General features: G+C 62.2%; 16 protein-coding genes and 2 pseudogenes. 12 read left to right on the top strand and 6 right to left on the bottom strand.

What is annotated here, in order from left to right:
* Positions 1–39 precede the first annotated feature (39 nt).
* A complete protein-coding gene (locus P3R82_RS03895; protein ID WP_283193072.1) occupies positions 40–204 on the top strand; it encodes a hypothetical protein in 165 nt (54 codons plus the stop codon).
* A gap of 85 nt (positions 205–289) precedes the next feature.
* On the top strand, positions 290–745 hold the full coding sequence (locus P3R82_RS03890; RefSeq protein ID WP_283193071.1) for a YbaN family protein: 456 nt from the start codon (positions 290–292) through the stop codon (positions 743–745).
* Positions 746–771: 26 nt separating this feature from the next.
* On the opposite strand, the gene P3R82_RS03885 is transcribed toward P3R82_RS03890, so the two are convergent.
* On the bottom strand, positions 772–1,662 hold the full coding sequence (locus P3R82_RS03885) for an AraC family transcriptional regulator (RefSeq protein WP_183898382.1): 891 nt from the start codon (positions 1,660–1,662) through the stop codon (positions 772–774).
* A 201-nt stretch (positions 1,663–1,863) separates the two neighbouring features.
* On the opposite strand from P3R82_RS03885, the gene P3R82_RS03880 reads away from it, so the two are divergent.
* The 9 genes and pseudogenes from P3R82_RS03880 to P3R82_RS03840 all read left to right on the top strand — a co-directional run bounded on the left by P3R82_RS03880 (position 1,864) and on the right by P3R82_RS03840 (position 13,857).
* A complete protein-coding gene (locus tag P3R82_RS03880) occupies positions 1,864–3,330 on the top strand; it encodes an alpha-glucosidase/alpha-galactosidase (protein ID WP_283193070.1) in 1,467 nt (488 codons plus the stop codon).
* A 128-nt stretch (positions 3,331–3,458) separates the two neighbouring features.
* Positions 3,459–5,546, top strand: coding sequence for an ABC transporter substrate-binding protein (locus P3R82_RS03875; protein ID WP_283193069.1), 2,088 nt, complete (start codon positions 3,459–3,461; stop codon positions 5,544–5,546).
* 108 nt (positions 5,547–5,654) lie between these two features.
* Positions 5,655–6,662, top strand: coding sequence for an ABC transporter permease (locus P3R82_RS03870; protein ID WP_183898379.1), 1,008 nt, complete (start codon positions 5,655–5,657; stop codon positions 6,660–6,662).
* 24 nt (positions 6,663–6,686) lie between these two features.
* A pseudogene (locus tag P3R82_RS03865) lies at positions 6,687–7,796 on the top strand (ABC transporter permease); the annotation flags it as partial.
* 14 nt (positions 7,797–7,810) lie between these two features.
* On the top strand, positions 7,811–9,478 hold the full coding sequence (locus tag P3R82_RS03860) for an ABC transporter ATP-binding protein (RefSeq protein WP_283193068.1): 1,668 nt from the start codon (positions 7,811–7,813) through the stop codon (positions 9,476–9,478).
* A gap of 21 nt (positions 9,479–9,499) precedes the next feature.
* Entirely contained in the window at positions 9,500–10,870 is a 1,371-nt protein-coding gene (locus P3R82_RS03855; protein WP_283193067.1) for an alpha-glucosidase/alpha-galactosidase, read from the top strand.
* Between the two features lie 236 nt (positions 10,871–11,106).
* Positions 11,107–12,086 (top strand): annotated as a pseudogene (locus tag P3R82_RS03850) (alpha/beta hydrolase).
* 76 nt (positions 12,087–12,162) lie between these two features.
* Positions 12,163–12,876 carry a gamma-glutamylcyclotransferase gene (locus P3R82_RS03845; protein WP_283193505.1) on the top strand — a complete coding sequence of 238 codons (714 nt, stop codon included), beginning with the start codon at positions 12,163–12,165 and terminating at the stop codon, positions 12,874–12,876.
* 168 nt (positions 12,877–13,044) lie between these two features.
* Positions 13,045–13,857, top strand: coding sequence for a cysteine rich repeat-containing protein (locus tag P3R82_RS03840; RefSeq protein ID WP_283193066.1), 813 nt, complete (start codon positions 13,045–13,047; stop codon positions 13,855–13,857).
* Positions 13,858–13,950: 93 nt separating this feature from the next.
* On the opposite strand, the gene P3R82_RS03835 is transcribed toward P3R82_RS03840, so the two are convergent.
* From P3R82_RS03835 to P3R82_RS03815, 5 genes are all read right to left on the bottom strand, one after another.
* The gene (locus P3R82_RS03835; protein ID WP_283193065.1) at positions 13,951–14,184 is read right to left on the bottom strand and encodes a hypothetical protein; all 234 of its coding nucleotides are present in this window, start codon (positions 14,182–14,184) and stop codon (positions 13,951–13,953) included.
* A 331-nt stretch (positions 14,185–14,515) separates the two neighbouring features.
* A complete protein-coding gene (locus tag P3R82_RS03830) occupies positions 14,516–14,968 on the bottom strand; it encodes a hypothetical protein (protein WP_283193064.1) in 453 nt (150 codons plus the stop codon).
* 129 nt (positions 14,969–15,097) lie between these two features.
* Positions 15,098–17,026: an adenylate/guanylate cyclase domain-containing protein gene (locus P3R82_RS03825; protein ID WP_283193504.1), complete on the bottom strand. Its 1,929-nt coding sequence runs from the start codon at positions 17,024–17,026 to the stop codon at positions 15,098–15,100.
* Positions 17,027–17,167: 141 nt separating this feature from the next.
* Positions 17,168–17,530 carry a hypothetical protein gene (locus P3R82_RS03820; protein ID WP_283193063.1) on the bottom strand — a complete coding sequence of 121 codons (363 nt, stop codon included), beginning with the start codon at positions 17,528–17,530 and terminating at the stop codon, positions 17,168–17,170.
* A 64-nt stretch (positions 17,531–17,594) separates the two neighbouring features.
* Positions 17,595–18,242: a helix-turn-helix domain-containing protein gene (locus P3R82_RS03815; protein ID WP_283193062.1), complete on the bottom strand. Its 648-nt coding sequence runs from the start codon at positions 18,240–18,242 to the stop codon at positions 17,595–17,597.
* A gap of 155 nt (positions 18,243–18,397) precedes the next feature.
* On the opposite strand from P3R82_RS03815, the gene P3R82_RS03810 reads away from it, so the two are divergent.
* Positions 18,398–19,372: a hypothetical protein gene (locus P3R82_RS03810; RefSeq protein ID WP_283193061.1), complete on the top strand. Its 975-nt coding sequence runs from the start codon at positions 18,398–18,400 to the stop codon at positions 19,370–19,372.
* Positions 19,373–19,399 lie beyond the last annotated feature (27 nt).

Genomic DNA, 19,399 nt, shown 5'->3' with positions numbered 1-19,399 from the left:
TGCCGGAGCAGGCGCAGGGCCGAGGCGCGGCCAGCCTCGTTGCTCCCGCGGGCGCTCGACACCGCGCTCGATACGGTTCGCGGCCCTGTTGCGTCGCCGGCGGCGATCCTGAAGGCGCTGGTCGGCCTGCGGCACAATCTGTTTCCCGACGCCGACCCACCTCACGATGTCGAGCCACCGACGCTGCGGGAAGCGGCGGAGTAGGGTCGTTCATCGGAAAGCCCTCCATGCATCTTGCATTCCACGACGGTGTCGTGAAAGGGATATTCAGTCCTCTATAAACCGGAAGATGTCTGTGAAACCCGGCCGCGTCACCTCCTACACTCTGCGTGCGGGATATTTCGTCCTTGGCATCCTGATGCTGGTCCTCGCGTTCATCGGCGCGCTGCTGCCGCTGATGCCGACGACCATCTTCCTGATCCTGGCCGTCTGGTGCTTCACGCGTTCGTCGCCGCGCCTCGAAGCCTGGGTGCTGAACCACCAGACGTTCGGACCGACGCTGCGTGCGTGGCATGACCAAGGGGCGATATCGCGGCGCGCCAAGGCCATGGCGCTGACCGGCATGGCGGCGGGCTACGTCCTGTTCTATCTCGCCGCCAGCCCCGGAATATTGCTCGCGCTTTTCGTCGGCTTCTTGATCGGATGCTGTGCTTTCTACGTCGGGTCGCGGCCACTTCCATCCGCACCACCGCCGCCGCCGTCGGACGCCAATCATGGCGCGGCGTCGGAAAAGCCTGGGGACTGATCTTGCCCTGATGATGGCGACCGCGGTCAGCGAGCCTTGCCGACGCTTGCATACATGCCCGTCGTCCGGAATTCCGTCGGGTTGGTGCCATAGACGCGGCGGAACACCTTGGAGAAGTAGTTGGCGTCCTCGAAGCCCGAGCGGATGGCGACCTCCTTGACCGGCATGTGAGCGGTCTTCGTCAGCAGCTTGACGGCGCGCTTCAGCCGCTTCTGCAGCACGTATTCGGCGGGCGGCAGTCCTTCGTTGGCGGCGAACATGCGCGAGAAATGCGCGCGGCTGAGGCCTGCCACCCTTGCGAGGTCCTCCACCGGCAGCGGCTTTTCCAGATTGTCGGTGATGTAGTCGATCACGTGCTGCATCGTCCGGTATTCCTCGCTGAACACGGGATGCGATCCGAACACGTCGTCATAGAGCGCCATGGCCGCCTCGTAGGCGATCGATGATGCCAGTCCCGGCGTTTCGGCGCCCGATATCAGGCGCAGGCTGCAATCGGCGAGGTGCTCGATCGTCTGCGGCTGCAGCTTCAGGATCGGACCCGTGACGGCGAGGATGGATCGGTGAATGCGCAGCGCCTCCTCGCCGTTCATCGATATCCAGAAAAATTCCCAGCGATCGCCGTCCTCCAGCCAGTAGCGGTGATTGTGCGGTACCAGCACGAGCAGCGTCTCGCCCTCCTTCACCCGCAGTTCTCGATTCTCGTAACGCAGGTTGCCCGCGCCGCTGATCGTATGCTGCAACACGGTAAAAGGCGTCTGCCCACGCTTGCGTCCGTCCCAGTCATAGGTAGCATTCTCACGCACCTCGTAACCGGTGCTTGTCGGCATGGTGTGCAGGGATTGTCGGCCGCGTGGCAGGGAAACCGTGCGCATGGACGGTCCACGATCGATCAATTCTCGCAGCACAGAATTACCCATGAAAGCATAATCCTTCTCTGGCGGCCCCGAAGATTTTACGCATAATCCGCCCCAAGAGAGAGAACACCGCCGGGCTTGAAGAGCGGCGGGGAGGAGAATAGGCCGGATTTCTGGCCTTTTTCGGCGCTGGACGCAAGCCCGCCGCCTATTCTTCTTCCTGTTATCCAATCCGGGCACTTTGATCGCATCGAGGTTAGGATCATGAGTTTCAAAATCGCTATCATCGGCGCAGGCAGCGTCGGTTTCACGAAAAAGCTGTTCACCGACATTCTGTGCGTTCCGGAGTTCCGGGACATAGAGTTCGCGCTCACCGACATGAGCGAGCACAATCTGCAGATGATCAAGCAGATCCTCGACACGATCGTCTCCGCCAACAAGCTGCCGACCAAGGTGACGGCGACGACCAACCGCCGCGAGGCGCTGACCGGCGCCCGCTACATCATCAGCTGCGTGCGTGTCGGCGGTCTCGAAGCCTATGCCGACGATATCAGGATTCCGCTGAAATACGGCATCGACCAGTGCGTCGGTGACACGATCTGCGCCGGCGGCATTCTCTACGGCCAGCGCAACATCCCCGTCATCCTCGACTTCTGCAAGGATATCCGCGAAGTCGCCGAGCCGGGCGCCAAGTTCCTGAACTACGCGAACCCGATGGCGATGAACACCTGGGCGGCGATCGAATACGGCAAGGTCGATACGGTCGGGCTCTGCCACGGCGTCCAGCACGGCGCCGAACAGATCGCCGAAGTGCTCGGCGCGAAGTCGGTTTCCGAGCTTGACTACATCTGCTCGGGCATCAACCACCAGACCTGGTTCGTCGATCTGAAGCTCAATGGTCGCAAGATCGGCAAGGACGAACTGATCGCCGCCTTCGAGGCGCATCCGGTGTTCTCGCAGCAGGAAAAGCTGCGTATCGACGTGCTGAAGCGCTTTGGCGTCTACTCGACGGAGAGCAATGGTCACCTGTCGGAATACCTGCCCTGGTACCGCAAACGGCCGGACGAGATCACCAAGTGGATCGACATGTCCGACTGGATCCACGGCGAAACCGGCGGCTACCTTCGCCACTCGACGGAAACCCGCAACTGGTTCGAGACGGAATTCCCGCAGTTCCTCGCTTCGGCCGAAAAGCCGATCGATCCGGCCAAGCGTTCCAACGAACATGCCAGCCATATTCTCGAGGCGCTGGAAACCGGCAGGGTCTATCGCGGTCACTTCAACGTCAAGAACAACGGCGTCATCACCAACCTGCCATCCGATGCGATCATCGAATCGCCCGGCTTTGTCGATCGCTTCGGTATCAACATGGTCTCCGGCATCACCATTCCGGAAGCGTGTGCCGCGACCTGCATGGCCTCTATCAACGTCCAGCGCATGTCGGTTCATGCCGCCATCAGCGGCGACATCGATCTTCTGAAGCTCGCCGTCCTGCACGACCCGCTGGTCGGCGCGGTGGCGACGCCGGAAGAGGTCTGGCAGATGGTCGATGAAATGGTTGTCGCCCAGGCGCGCTGGTTGCCGCAATATGCCGACGCGGTCCCGGCCGCCAAGGAGCGTCTGGCGAAGTCGACGGTGAAGACCCGCGAATGGGCCGGCGCGGCACGCCGCAACGTCCGCTCGATCGATGAACTCCGCGCCGAGAAGGCGGCGCTCAAGCAGGCCGTGTAAGCTTCCCCGGAGGACGGGTGGCTATGGCGTTCCAAGGAGGGGACGCCATAGCCGAAAGCCCGTTTCCGGATCGTTGAGGAGAACCGGGGCAGCCGACAAGCGCCTCGATACCAAAAAAGGGAGAGACGATGAGATATTACCGCAACCTTGGTATTCTGGCCGGACTGGCGCTGAGCGTCTCGGTCTCGGCTTTGAGCGCCTACGCCTCCGAGCCGACGACACCGCCTGCTCCGCCGCCGTTTCCGGCGGAAGGCAAGATCAATTACGTATCGAGAGACTCCATCGAGGAGTTCAAGGCGCTTCCCTCTTATAACGAGCCGGACTGGGTGAAGAAGAACTTCGTCGACACCGGCAAGCTTCCTCCGGTCAAGGACCGTCTTCCCAAGGAACCGCTGGTCTTCAAGACCGACAACATGGTCGATGGCACCGGCGTCTATGGCGACACGCTGCGCCACGTCATCGGCGGCCGGCCCGAGGGATGGAACTACGGCGCCGGCCAGACGCAAGGCTGGGGCGGCATCGACATCGGCCTCTCCGAATGCCTGACGCGCACCGCACCGCTCTTCCAGGTTCAGGCCAAGGATACCGAACCGCTTCCGAACCTCGCCAAGAGCTGGGAATGGTCTCAGGACGGCTTCAAGCTGACGATGCGTCTTGTCGAAGGCGCGAAATGGTCGGATGGCGTCCCGTTCACCGCCGATGACGTCATGTTCTATTGGGAAGACGAAGTTATCGATCCCAATGTTTCGCCGCTCGGCGGCGGCGCTTCGCCCGAAGCTTTCGGTGAAGGAACCACGCTGAAGAAGATCGACGACTACACCGTCGAATGGACCTTCAAGCAGGCCTTCCCGAAGCAGTATCTCTACACGATGGCCTATCCAAACTTCTGCCCGGGCCCGTCGCATATCCTCAAGCCGCAGCATCCGAAATATTCGAAGAACACCTACGACCAGTTCAAGAACGCCTTCCCGCCCGAATACATGAACATGCCTGTCATGGGCGCCTGGGTACCGGTCGAATATCGCCCCGATGACATCATCGTCATGCGCCGCAACCCCTACTACTGGAAGGTGGACGAGAAGGGCAACCAGCTGCCTTATCTCAACGAGGCGCAGTACAAGCTCTCCACCTGGGCGGACCGCGACGTACAGGCCGTGGCAGGCTCGGGCGACATCTCGAACCTCGAGCAGCCGGAAAACTTCGTGGCCTCGCTGAAGCGCGCCGCCGAAAAGACGGCACCCGCCCGTCTCGCCTTCGGCCCGCGCCTGATCGGCTACAACATGCGCATGAACCTTTCCGGCAACGGCTGGGGCGAACCGGATGCCCGCAGCCAGGCGATCCGCGAACTGAACCGCAATGTGGATTTCCGCAAGGCGATCACCATGGGTCTCGACCGCAAGGCGATCGGCGACTCGCTGGTCAAGGGTCCGTTCACCGCGATCTATCCTGGCGGCCTGTCCTCGGGCACCAGCTTTTACGACCGCAATTCGGTGGTCTACTATCCCTTCGACCTCAACGGCGCCAAGGCGTTACTTGAAAAGGTCGGCCTGAAGGACACCGATGGCGACGGCTTCGTGAACTTCCCGGCCGGCACGGCAGGCGGCAAGAACCTCGAGATCGTGCTCCTGGTCAACAACGGCTACGCCACCGACAAGAGCCTTGCCGAAGGCGTCGTGGGCCAGATGGAAAAGCTGGGCGTCAAGGTCATCCTCAATGCCCTCGACGGTCCGAAGCGTGACGACGCGCACTACGGCGGTCGCTTCGACTGGCTGATCCAGCGCAGCTCGCCGGAACTGGCTTCCGTGGTTCAGAACACCGAACAGCTCGCTCCTGTTGGCCCGCGCACCAGCTGGCAGCACCGCGCCGGCAAGGACGGCAAGGTGGATCTGATGCCCTACGAGCAGCAGATGGTGGATATCGTCACCAAGTTCCAGACGAGCCAGGACAACAACGAGCGCGTCGAGCTCATGAAGCAGTACCAGAAGGTCGCGACCGAAAATGTCGATACCGTCGGGCTCACGGAATATCCGGGTGCGCTGATCATCAACAAGCGCTTCTCGAACGTCCCCCAGGGCACGCCGATCTTCATGTTCAACTGGGCTGAAGACTCCGTCATCCGCGAACGACTGTGGGTGGCTGCCGACAAGCAGGGCAAATACGAACTGTTCCCCGAACAGCTGCCCGGCAAGCCCGGCGAAAAGGGTCCGATCAACTAGGTTCTCCTCCCGAAGAAACGGACCGGCCGCGCGTGATGCGCGGCCGGACAAGATCAACAGGCCGGCCGCACCGAAGGGCGCGACTGGCAGTAAGGAGAGACGAGCCCGATGTTACGCTTCCTGCTCGTGCGCATAGCGTCCTCTATCCCGGTCCTGATCATCCTGAGCATCGTGACGTTCGCGATCATTCAGGCTCCGCCGGGCGACTATGCCGACTACATCCGATCGCAGCTGATCAACCAGAGCGGCGCATCCTTCGAAGCCGCCGATGCGCAGGCCCAGGCCTACCGTGTCGCCAACGGCCTCGACCAGCCGATGGTGGTCCAGTATTTCGCCTGGATGAAGGGCATCATCACCGAAGGCGATTTCGGCTACAGCATGTTCTACAACAAGCCGGTCGCCGACGTCGTGGCCGAGCGCCTGCCGCGCACGCTGCTGCTCGCTCTCGTGTGTCACATTCTCGCTTCGCTTCTCGGCATCGGCTTCGGCATATGGGCGGCCACGCGCCAGTACAGCTGGATCGACAGCCTGCTCTCGGGCATCTCCTTCCTGGGTATGACGGTGCCGCGCTTCCTGATGGCGCTGATCATCGTCTACCTCCTCGTCTTCCAGTTCAACGTCTCGGAGATCGGCAGTTTCTTCTCGCCGCAATATGGCGGCGCGCCGTGGTCCTGGGACAAATTCGTCAACCTCGTCAGCCACGTCTGGCCGGTTGTCGCCATCGCCACCTTCGGCGGGCTTGCCTACAACATGCGCGTGATGCGCGGCAACCTGCTCGACACGCTGAACGCCCAGTATGTCGAGACGGCCCGCGCCAAGGGGCTGTCGGGCAGCGCGGTCGTGATGCGACATGCCGTGCCGAACGCGCTCCATCCTCTCGTCATGTACCAGGGTGTCGTGCTTCCCTACATGCTGACCGGCGAAATCGAAACGGCGATCATCTTCTCGCTGCCGACTGTCGGGCCCGCCATCGTCGGCTCCATGGCGATCGGCGACGTTTATGTCACCGCCACCTTCATGATGGTTCTTTCGGCGACGCTGATCGTCGGCAACATCATCGCCGACATGCTGCTTGCCATGCTGGACCCACGCGTCCGCCAGTACGGAGGAGCCTGATATGCTCGCCTTCGATCCGCTCCCCCGCCGCCGCACGAAGAGACCGTCAAAGGCCAGCAGAACGGCAATGAAAGCTACCTGTCGCTGGTCTGGCGTCGGCTCCGTCGGTCCTGGACCGGCATGATGGGCCTCGTTCTCGTCGGCCTGTTGCTCCTGATGGCCGTCTTCGCCGATTTCTTCGCGCCGATGGACCCCAAGGCCACCGATACCGGCTTCGCGCCGCCGCAGATGGTGAGCTTCCGCGACAAGGAGGGCAGTCTCACCTATCCGCCGCGTGTCTATGCGCTGGGCGAATCCGAAGAGCTCGACCCGGTCACGTTCCAGCCGATCGTCGGCCCCGATTACGACAATCCGCGCATGCTCGGCTTCTTCGTGAAGGGGGCGGACTACAAGCTTTTCGGCCTGATCCCGGCGAACCGTCACTTCTTCGGCTCGGTCGATGGGCAGCCGGTGCATTTCCTCGGTACCGACAAGTTCGGCCGCGACGTTCTCTCCCGCGCCATCATCGGCTCGCGCATCTCGCTCACCATCGCGCTGACCGTCGTCTTCATCGTCACCGTCATCGGCACCACGGTCGGCATGGTTTCCGGCTATTTCGGCGGCGCCTTCGATGCCTGGGTACAGCGCTTCGTCGAGATCGTCCTCGCCTTTCCGCAACTGCCGCTCTACCTGGCGCTGACCTCGCTGATTCCGGTGACGGCGCCGACCAACGTGTTCCTCGCCTTCGTCATCGTCGTCATGTCGGCGCTCGGCTGGGCACAGATGTCGCGTGAGGTGCGCGGCAAGACGCTGGCGCTCGCCCGCATCGACTATGTGCGCGCGGCGATGGCCGTCGGTGCGACCGACCGGCGCATCATCTTCCAGCACATCTTCCCGAACGTGATGAGCCACGTCATCGTCGCCGTCACGCTGCATATCCCGAGCGTCGTCCTGCTCGAATCCTTCCTCGGCTTTCTTGGCTTCGCCGTAAAGCCGCCGCTGATCTCCTGGGGGCTGATGCTGCAGGACACCGCCAATTACTCGGTGATCGGCACATACCCGTGGATTCTTGCCCCCGTCGGCTTCGTGCTCGTCACCGTATTCGCGTTCAACGCGCTCGGCGACGGTCTGCGCGACGCGGTCGATCCCTATTGAGTGAGGTGAAGAACATGGCTCTCGCACTCGTCAACTCGTTTGCCCCGCCCGTCCGCCTCGATCACGATGCGCACAAGGAAAGCCCCGTCATCGACGCCCGCAACATCGGCGTGAACTTCAAGGTCGAGCATGGCACCGTGGAAGCGGTGAAGGATATCTCCTTCCAGCTCTACCGCGGGGAAACGATCGCCATCGTCGGTGAATCCGGTTCGGGCAAGTCCGTCACCGCCCGCACCGTCATGGGGCTCCTGTCGAAGCGCGCCGTCGTCGCGCCGAAATCGACCGTCGAATATGACGGCGCCAATATCCTGAAATATCCCGAGCGGGAGCGCCGCAAGCTGCGCGGCGACCGTATCTCGATGATATTCCAGGAGCCGATGAGCTCGCTGAACCCGATCTACACGATCGGCAGCCAGATCGTCGAAGCCATCCGTGTCCATCAGAAGATGAGCAAGAAGCAGGCTCTGGCCAGGGCGCTCGAACTTCTGAAGCAGGTACAGATCCCAGATCCGGAAGCGCGCCTCAAGCAGTATCCACACCAGCTTTCCGGCGGCCAGCGTCAGCGCGTGATGATCGCCATGGCGCTTTCCAACAATCCTGACGTCCTGATCGCCGACGAGCCGACCACCGCGCTCGACGTGACGGTGCAGGCACAGATCCTCAATCTCATCCGCAATTTGCAGCAAGAGAGGCGGATGGCGGTGATCCTGATCACCCACGACCTGACGGTGGTGCGCCAGTTCTCCGACTACGTCTATGTGATGCAGCACGGAGAAATGCGCGAGCACAACACGACGGAAAAGCTTTTCGCCAATCCGCAGCACAGCTACACCAAGCATCTGCTAAGCTCGGAGCCGCGCGGTCAGGCAAACCCGCTGCCCGAGGGATCAGAAATCATCCTCGACGCCAAGGGCGTGCGCGTCTCCTTCATGATGCGGCACGGCACCTTCTTCAAGCCGGAGCTGAAGGAACTCGTTGCCGTCGACAGCCTCGGGCTGACGCTGCGCAAGCATGAAACGCTGGGGCTCGTCGGCGAATCCGGTTCTGGCAAGACGACCTTCGGGCAGGCGCTGCTCAGGCTGAACGACGCCGAGAATGGCGAGATCTATTTCGACCGCCAGCCGATCCATGGCAAATCTCGCGCCGAGATGCGGCCGCTGCGCTCGCGCATGCAGATCGTCTTCCAGGACCCGTTCTCATCGCTCAACCCGCGCATGACGATCGGCCAGATCATCGAGGAAGGGCTTGTGGTCAACAAGCTCGGCGCGACCAAGGCCGAGCGGCTGGACCGCGTGCGCGAGGCGCTGATCGCCGCGGGCATGCCGGGCAATATCCTGTCGCGCTTTCCGCACGAATTCTCGGGCGGCCAGCGCCAGCGCATCGCCATTGCGCGCGCCATCGCGCTCGAGCCCGAATTCATCCTGCTCGATGAGCCGACATCGGCGCTCGACCTCTCGGTCCAGGCGCAGATCATCGAGCTCTTGCGCAAGCTGCAGGATGAACGCGGCCTCAGCTACCTCTTCATTTCGCACGATCTGAAGGTCGTGCGTGCCCTCTGCCACCGGGTGATCGTCATGCAGCATGGCAAGATCATGGAAGAGGGACCCGTCAACGAAGTTCTCACCAATCCCAAGACCGCCTACACCGAACGGCTCGTCAAAGCCGCTTTCGAAGTAGCCTGATTGCCAATGCCGGAGGATATTATGGCAAGAAACCCCAAGATCACCTTCATCGGAGCTGGTTCCACCGTCTTCATGAAGAACATCATCGGCGACGTGCTGCAGCGGCCCGCGCTGTCGGGCGCGACCATCGCCCTGATGGACATAAACCCGCAGCGCCTGGAAGAGAGCGCCATCGTCGTCAACAAGCTGATCTCGACGCTGGGCGTCAAGGCCAAGGCCGAGACCTATTCCGACCAGCGCAAGGCGCTCACAGGCGCCGACTTCGTGGTGGTCGCCTTCCAGATCGGCGGCTATGAGCCCTGCACGGTGACCGACTTCGATATTCCCAAGAAATTCGGCCTGCGCCAGACGATCGCCGACACGCTCGGCGTCGGCGGCATCATGCGCGGCCTGCGCACCGTGCCGCACCTGTGGAAGATCTGCGAGGACATGCTCGCGGTCTGCCCGGAAGCGATCATGCTGCAATACGTCAACCCGATGGCGATCAACACCTGGGCGATCGCCGAGAAGTACCCCACCATCAAGCAGGTCGGCCTTTGCCATTCGGTGCAGGGCACGGCGATGGAACTCGCGCACGATCTCGATATCCCCTACGAGGACATCCGCTACCGCTCGGCCGGCATCAACCACATGGCCTTCTACCTGAAGTTCGAGCATCGTCAGCCCGACGGTTCCTACAAGGACCTCTATCCAGATCTCGTGCGTGCCTACCGCGAGGGACGTGCGCCGAAGCCGGGCTGGAACCCGCGCTGCCCGAACAAGGTGCGCTACGAGATGCTGACCCGCCTCGGCTATTTCGTCACCGAAAGCTCCGAGCACTTCGCCGAATACACGCCCTACTTCGTCAAGGAGGGCCGCGAGGACCTGATCGAGAAATTCGGCATCCCGCTCGACGAATATCCGAAGCGCTGCATCGAGCAGATCGAGCGCTGGAAGGGCCAGGCGGAAGCTTATCGCTCGGCCGACAAGATCGAGGTCAAGCAGTCGAAGGAATATGCCTCCTCGATCATCAATTCGGTCTGGACCGGCGAACCCTCCGTCATCTACGGCAATGTCCGCAACAACGGCTGCATCACCTCGCTGCCTTACAATTGCGCCGCCGAAGTGCCTTGCCTCGTCGATGCATCCGGCATCCAGCCGACCTTCGTCGGCGACCTGCCGCCGCAGCTGACCGCCCTGATGCGCACCAACATCAACGTACAGGAACTGACGGTTCAGGCGCTGATGACGGAAAACCGCGAGCACATCTACCACGCCGCGATGATGGACCCGCACACGGCGGCCGAACTCGACCTCGACCAGATCTGGGCGATGACAGACGAACTGCTGGCCGCGCACGGCGACTGGCTGCCGGCATGGGCGCGCACCGCGCGCAAGGTTCAGGCCGCCTGACCAACTCTCTCCCGGTCACGGCCTCAAGAAGTCCGCGGCTCAGCCGCGGGCTTTTTTCATACGTGCATGGCCTGAACGCCGCGCGAATCCCCCGCGCCAGCGAATAATTGCATTTTTCGCAATTCAATCTCAATTATTGTTTCAATTGTGGCTGAGCGTAAATCCCGGCATTACTGCGTCATCAGAACAACACGCCGCCCCGCTAGACGGCAGCGGACGAGGTCGCAGGAGCAGACATGATAAACAATGAACTTTCCATTTCCCGGCGTGGTGTCCCGCTTTCAGGAGCAGCCCTCGCCACTGCGATAGCCCTTCCTGCGACCTCCGCTTTTTCCGCAGACCATATTTCCACAACCACTCACTTCAAGAAGGATATGACCATGAGCACTGTAACCACCAAGGACGGCGTCGAAATCTTCTACAAGGACTGGGGTTCGAAGGACGCACAGCCGATTGTCTTCCACCACGGCTGGCCACTGTCTTCCGACGATTGGGATGCCCAGATGTTGTACTTCCTCTCGAAGGGCTATCGCGTCGTCGCTCATGACCGCCGCGCCACGGCCGCTCCGCCCAAGTCGCCGACGGTCATGACATGGATCACTACGCGGCCGACGCTTTCGCCGTCGTCGACGCGCTGGACCTGAAGAACGCCGTTCATATCGGTCATTCCACCGGCGGTGGCGAAGTCGCCCGCTATGTCGCCAAGTTCGGCCAGCCCTCCGGGCGTGTTGCCAAGGCCGTGCTCGTCTCCGCCGTTCCGCCGCTGATGTTGAAGACCGAGAGCAATCCCGAAGGCCTGCCGATCGAAGTGTTCGATGGCTTCCGTGCGGCACTGGCAGCCAACCGGGCGCAGTTCTTCCGCGACGTTCCGGCCGGTCCGTTCTACGGCTTCAACCGGGATGGCGCCAAGGTTCAGGAAGGGGTCATCCAGAATTGGTGGCGCCAGGGCATGATGGGCGGCGCCAAGGCGCATTACGACGGCATCAAGGCCTTTTCCGAGACGGACCAGACGGACGACCTGAAGGCGATCACCGTTCCGACGCTTGTCCTGCACGGCGAAGACGACCAGATCGTTCCGATCGCGGATTCCGCACTGAAGTCGGCCAAGCTTCTGAAGAACGGTTCGCTCAAAACCTATCCGGGCTTCTCGCACGGCATGCTGACCGTCAACGCCGACGTCCTCAATGCCGACCTGCTGGCTTTCGTCCAGTCCTGATAAAAGTCCCGCGCGCGGCGAACATTCGCCGCGCCCGCCAATACGAACACTTGCCGCGAGGCGGATTGATAAGATGATGCAGCTTACGCCCGAACTGGTCGCCCTGACCATCAGAGACGTCCGCGATGACGGCCCGGAACCAGGCTGGACACCGATATCGGAAGCGGAAATCGATCATCTGGTCGAGTCGATCGAAAGCGATGCTGGAGGCGAGCCGATCTGGGTATTCGCCTACGGGTCATTGATCTGGAACCCGGAATTTGAGGCAGCAGGGCGCCAGCGCGCCACCGCCTATGGATGGCATCGGTCCTTCTCCCTCAAGATCGAGCGTTGGCGCGCCACCACCGCGCAGCCCGGCCTGATGCTGGCGCTCGAGCGCGGCGGCCAGTGTGACGGTGTCGTGTTTTTGTTATCGGAGGAGCGACGGCGCCAGGATCTGCGGGCTCTCGTTGCCCGAGAGATCAGGTACCGGGAGGTCACGGACATGGTTCGCTGGCTGTCAGTCAAGACACCCAATGGCATGCGCAAGGCCTTGACCTTCTGGGCAGGCGGCAAGCGGGCTGGACTGACGAAGCTGGTACCGCTCGACGAGGCCGCATCGCTTATCTCCGGCGCATGTGGAGAGGGCGGCTCCTGCGCTCAGTATTTGCGCAATACGATCGTGGACCTTCAGGCGGAGGGAATTCGCGATCGCAATCTTTGGCGTCTGCAGGCGCTGGTGGCGGCCGAGATAAGCGCGCGTCAAAGCGATGCGCCACGTTTTCACGAAGGCCGGCTGGCCAACGGCTGAAACGCTGTCGGTGGTCTTTCGGCCAGCGGACAGGAAGACATGGTCCTCCCGATGAAGCCGGTTCTTGCTGATTGCCGTGCAAATTGAGCCATGGCATTCATCCGGAACTTCCGGTATATATTAACAATCACTAAATAAGACGGATTGTGTTCCTTGAGGGAGGGCGCGATGGGGATGTTTGCGACCATTTCGGCGGTGATCTCGAGCGCCGGGTCCGGCCACTCTGGCGGCCGGCTGCATACGCCGGCCCTTGTCATCGTCACTACCATCTCGGCAATATGCGCCGTTCCAGTCCTGGCCGGCGCCCAGCAGCCGACCGATGCACAGCGCAATGCTATTCGTTCGGCCTGCCGGGCGGATTTCATCGCCCAATGTTCCGGAGTAACGCCGGGCGGCATGGAGGCTTTGAGCTGTCTTCAGAAGCATGACGCCTCGCTTTCCAAGCCCTGCCGCGATGCCATCTCCGCGGTGGAGGGAACGAAGAAGAGCTCCAACGATACGGCGCCTGCCCAAGCCCCCAGCGCACAGCAAACGACCGCTGCAACGCCGCCCGCCGCGCCGGGACAGGCTGGCCAGCCCACCGCGGCGCAGCGCGATGCGGTCAAATCGTCGTGCCGGTCAGATTTCATCGCCCAGTGCCCCGGGGTGACGCCCGGTGGCGCGCAGGCGCTTGCCTGTCTGCAGCAGCACAACGCAACGCTCTCGCCATCCTGTCAGGCGGCGGTCGGCGCGATCGGCGGAGCCGGGCCCTCCACGGCGGCAGGCGCCGGTAGCGCGGCGAGGGGTGCCGTGCCTGCGGTGCCAATGGCATCGTTCACGCCACGAGAGGAACTCATCGTCATGCGTCGCACATGCGGACCGGACTTCCGCGCCCTTTGCCATGCGGTCCCGCTTGGCGGGGGACGCGGTGTTGCCTGCTTGCGGGATAATTTCGCGCGGCTTTCGCCGCCATGTCAGCGGGTGTTGAGCAACGGCCTGTAGCCGCTGCAGCCATTCATATCACATTGAGTGCAACGTGCGCTCGCGCGGGCAGAATGCAAGCCGGCAAAGCGATCGCCGACCGGCCGCAAGCGATCATTGCTTGCCGCGTGGCTCGTCCGCCTCGTCGACGATCGAGGGGAGGTAGGATTGAACCTCGGCCCTTTCCCTTTCAGGCAAGGGTGCGATCTTGGTCTGCCAAAATCGCTCGGCTTCCGGCGTATCCTTGTCCCAGGCGCGAACCGAGGCCTTGTTGTCGTCGAACGCCGCCAGTCGGCGCCCGCCAAGGTGGCGATATTCATCGGCTGTCTGCTTGGCGTGATTTTGCATGATCGTCTCCTATTCCAGAACCCGACGGCAAAGCGCCCTGAACCAGGAACGCCTTGCCACAGGAGAATCTCGGGTAGGGTTTATTCCCGAGACATGGGCTTAACGGACGCCCGGGCCTGTTGTTCCGCCAGCGCCGCGTCCACGGCCGAGAACGGCTCCGCGAGGTTGCGACGGTCGCACTCGGTTTTTGCCCGTCACTGCCGTAGATGTCGTCGTCGGAGTGGATTGCCCGTCCGCGAAGTGTAAACGGTGGACGCCGCCGGAAACGTTCGCCCGGACCTCGTTGCCTTGAGGCGGAATGCCCGGAAGGCCGTGTCAGGCGCCGGAGGCGTCACACTTGCACGGATATAATAGTGTCGACCGAGACCGTTCCCTCGACGATACCTCTCCGCAGGCCGGCGCGTCCGTGTTCGATTTCGATCACGGTATAGAGCTTGTCGTCCCTGAAGGCGCTGGCATTGACTGTCGTGACGTCATCGGCCGGCGCGGCATCGACTTCCATGAAGTCCAGTTCCTTGGAAGCAGCGACAATGCGCGCATCTCCGGATGTCCGCGCAGCCACGATCAGCGTGCCGTGACCGGGCGCGTTATCCCAGCGCGGGTCGTCGGGGGCGGCCAGAGGTTCCAGCCGATAGAGATTTAACATCTCGCCTGAGCCGATATTGCTGGCGCCGGCCTGGGCTGCATCGTCCATCTGAGCTTGGCTTTCCACGGATTTTCCAAATGTGTTGGATGTCGTGGCATTGTTGACGGCGTTCTCACCGTTCCTGACGACGTTCGACATGACTTGTGGTCCTCCTGTTCATTCATGAAGAACGAATGGAGGCCGACGTCGTTCCGCTAGGAGCGCGGCTTTGCCGCTGGTAGAACGCTGTAAGCGAAGCACGGTCGTCCGCTCTCCGGGGGGCGCGCTTCAGCGCGATGTCTGTTCAGCGTGCCGTTCTCCCCTTAGTTCCCACACATCCACCTTGCTGGCGCGGCCTTTGAGCTGTACGGGCCCGAGCGAGCGAAAGTCGAAATGATCGGCGGTCGTATCCCTCACCGGCCCGCTGACGAGGATGGACGTATCGAACTCCTTGTTCAGTCCTTCGAGCCGCGATGCGACGTTTATCGTGTCACCCATCGCGGTGTATTGCTGACGAGAAGCCGCGCCGAAGCTTCCGACGACCGCCGGTCCGGTATGCAATCCAAAGCGTGTGAACAGGACAGGACGCCCGCTCTGGCGATTGGTGGCATTCATCGCGTCAACGGCGGCCTTCATCGCGAGCGCGCATCGGCAGCCCTGTTGCACGTGCTCGATGGCTTCTACCGGGGCGTTCCACATGACGAAAATGGAATCGCCCAGATATTGAACGACCGTTCCTCCATGCTGTTCGGCGATATTGTTCAGCAGTTCGAAATAGTCCGACAGCGATTCCACCACTTCCTCGGGTGTGTGCTGTTCGGAGATGGCCGTGAAGTCGCGGATATCGCTGAACAGCACGGTGACATCTTGTCTCTTCGCCTTGGCGATCCCCTGTCCGTCCGGGTTGACGATCCGCCGAACGACCTCGCGCGGCACGTAAAGCGCGAACTGGCCGATGGCATGGCGGCTCGCCGCAAGGGCGGTCGCCAGCGTGTTGATCTCGGTGATCCAGGAATGCGACATACCCTTTTCACGAATATCGAGATCGCCGATCCTGCGCGCCTCCTGTGCCAGCTGGTCGAGAGAACGGCTGACCATGCGCGACAGGAGCACAGAAGCAATCACGCCGGCGATGACAAAGCCGGCGGCGACAAGGAGATTGCGCATCAATAGTTGGTTTGCGCGCGCCACCAGATCCGAAAGCGGAACGACGATTACCGCCTCGCTTCCCGCAAAGAGGCCCGAAACGCTGATCGGCGCGATCTGCACGAGATAGCGTTCGCCTTCTAGCTCCAGTCTCGCCGAGCCGCCGGTGGCGAAGGCAGGGTTCCGCCTTAATGTGTTGACCGCGGCAAGGCTGGTATCGAAGTTGCGATCCGTCGCCTGGATACCCCCCGTGTTTCGCGACCACAGCTCCACCAGCTTGCTCATGACGTCGGAATCGGAATGGGCAACCAGGTAATCCGCGCCATCTATGATATAGGCGCGGGCGCGGGGTGAAATGTCATGTGCGTCCAGGAGGCTGCTGATCGTTCTCAGGTGGATATTGATGCCGACAACGACTTTGCCGTTGCCTTGCATTGGCGCGGCGATCGTCAACGTCGGTGCCTTGAGCGTTCCCGTGACATAAGGCCCGACCGAGACTGCCTTGCCGTCCTGAACCACCGCCCGATACCATGGCCGGTCCCGCGGATCGAAGGACGTATCTCTTATGGCACGCTCCTCGACCACGCCTGTGCGGGCGTCGAGAAAACGCAGCGTTGATATCACATCGGGCCGGTCCCGGCGTGCGATCGTGCGGATCGCGAAGGCCGCCTCCTTGGGCGCCGACAATACCTGTCGCACCTCCTCGCGCACGATACTGATCACCTGCAGATAGGAGCCGTCGGGATATCCCGCGTAGACGCTTGTCGCGTCGGGAACGTTGCGCAGGATCTCCATAAACAGCTTCTCTTTGCTCTCCATGTCCTCGGGAGGCGTCGAGACGAGTTGCGGCATGGTTGAGGCCAGCGCGACAGCTTCGTCGGCTTGCCGCAAGGTCGTGCGGTACCCGTCGATCAAGCGCAGGCTCATCTGGCGCATCTGTTGCGCGCCGGCTGTCACGGCGGCATCGGTGCCCTGACTGAAGGCCATCCAGATGATCGGCATTGACGTGCAAAGCAAAGACGCCACGACGAGGACGCCGAGATGCAGCCTCAGCGGCCGCGACCAGCCGATAACGTTCCTGGAGATGTTACCGCCTGCCATCGCGCTTCTCCCCGCCACGCTGCCTTGTCGATATCATACGATGTTGCGGCAGGGACCGGCTACAGAGACTGCGGCTCATCAGCTTGCGATGTGGTTGCAGGCCAATAAGGATCACTGCGGCTTCAAGTCGTAGACCTGATTGGAGTCCCTGAGGTCCTGGAGGGTTTTGCCGACGCAATTGCCGCCGCCTTCGCCACCGACGGCCTTGGCTCGGCCATCCAGCGAGATCGTGCCGGCGATGCGATCGGAGGCGACGTAAGTCGCGACGCCGGCGTCCGTGACCCTGGAGAGGTAGAAGGCGTGCGTCGTATCCTTCTGCTTGCAGTGGATGATCATCGGGAAGCTTTCGAACGGGTCGTCGGCAGCGTAAGCCGACCGTTCGACGCTAGGATAGAGTGGGGCGACGGAGGCGGCAATCATCGCCAAGGCCGGCCAGAGCCGTTTGGTTGCACGCCAGGATGCGATATGTGTCATCGGGACCTCCTGTTGTCAGCGGTTAACGTCGTTCGCGATCCGCCGTGGCGTTGCCGCGATCCGTTTAAAGCGCGAGCGCGGCGAGCGCGTCCCTGTCCAGCAATTGCACGCATCGCTGCAGCTTGCCCTTGAGGCGGATGATCCGCCTCTCTCGCAGCTTGGTGAAGGAGCGCGCCACCGTTTCGATCGTGAGGCCAAGATAGTCGGCGACATCGCTGCGGCACATCATCAGGTCGAATTCGCTCTCGTCGGGATGACGCTCGGCCATTTCCTGGATGAAGACGGCGACACGCTTCAAGGCGCTCTGCTCGATCATCGCCATCTGCCGCGACTGTGCCTTCGCAAGATTGGCAAGTGCGATGTTGAGGAGGTTGTTCGTGAACGTGCTGCTGCCGGTGGTCGCGAAGGGGCGTATCCGTGCCTCGCACACAGCTTCGGCGAAGTCGGCGCGCCGATCGCCCTGTTCGAGGCCGAACCAGTCGCCCTTCACGCAAAAGGACAATATGTGCCTGTGTCCATCCGGCATCAACCGATAGATCCGGATCGCGCCGGCTTCGACCTGGTAGAAGGCGAGCACTTTCTGGCCCTCGCTGTAGATCGTCTGATCCTGTTTCAGCCGGATCGTCTGGTCGGCGCGGGCGGCAGGTTCGAAGGCGCGCGGGCGCGTGGGAACTTGGATAGACTCCTGTCGCAGATCGTGAACGTGCAACATCGTATCTCCCTCCGTTCCCAGGAAGAATAGGCAAGTCCCGCGACGCGGCACATTCGAAATTCCCCTTACGTAGTCCTACGGAAGCTCTCTTCGCGCGGGCGGTGTATAACGCCCAAGCCCCACAGAACGACCGGGTCTTTCCGCAGGAGGGATCGATGGCATCGAGCGACGGCGAAGACCGCGACGCCGAACAGAACCGTGCCGAGATCATCGAACAGCTCGAGCGGATCTTGAGAAGTCGCGAGTTCCAGGCGCCGGATCGGGGGCGTCGCTTCCTGCGCCATATTGTCGAGGAGGCGATCGGCGGTCGAAGCGAGTGGTTGACCGCCTATAATATCGCGCAGGCCGTTTTTGGCCGGGGCCCCGACTTCGACGCGCAGAGCGATCCCGTCGTGCGGATCGAGGCCGGCCGCATCCGCCGCGCGCTGGAGCGCTATTACCTCGTCAGCGGAAGTGGCGATCCCGTTCACATCACCATTCCCAAAGGACATTACGCGCCGCATTTCGAGCGAAGAGCCGGGGTCGGCGGATCGGCAAATGGGCCTGCCGCCCGCTCGGGCGAGACGAGCGCAACGGCGCAGCCACGGCGGGGCGAACGCAAGCTTTCCTATCGGGATCTGCTGGTGCCGGTCGGTGTTCCCGCCATCTTCGCGGTGCTGGCCATGTTGGCTCTTATCCGTCCGCTCGAGGAATACCTCACGCCGGCGCCTAGCCGGCCTGCCGCAACCGAGGACCAGGCGGGCGGTGCGCGGATCGTCGTCGAGCCGCTCGCCACCCTCGGGGCTCCATCGGGCGGTGTGGAAATCGCCAGAGGCCTGAATGACCAGATCATCTCGCAGCTCACGAAGCTTGATGGCGTCGTGGTCCTGACCCCCGCCGGCTCATCTCCAGCGGCGACAACGGGAAACGCGGTGTTCGCGTTGCAGGGCAACGTCACCTTCGAGGACGACGCGCTTCACGTGCAGTTGCGGTTGATCCGTCGCGCTGACGGCCGCGTGATCTGGGCGAAGCGGTTCGACCACGACACGACGGGTCAAACCGCCTTCGATCTCCAGGATGCGATCGGGACACGTGTCGTCAAGGAGATTTCGGCGATCAGCGAAATCAGGGACGCGTCGCGACCGCGCTAGCGACCTCGCATGGCGGAAGGCCGACGC

This window comes from Rhizobium sp. AN80A (genome assembly GCF_030053015.1).
GTDB lineage: Bacteria > Pseudomonadota > Alphaproteobacteria > Rhizobiales > Rhizobiaceae > Rhizobium > Rhizobium metallidurans.
The sequence above is the reverse complement of the archived record's forward strand: the minus strand, read 5'-3'. Positions and strand labels throughout refer to the sequence as shown.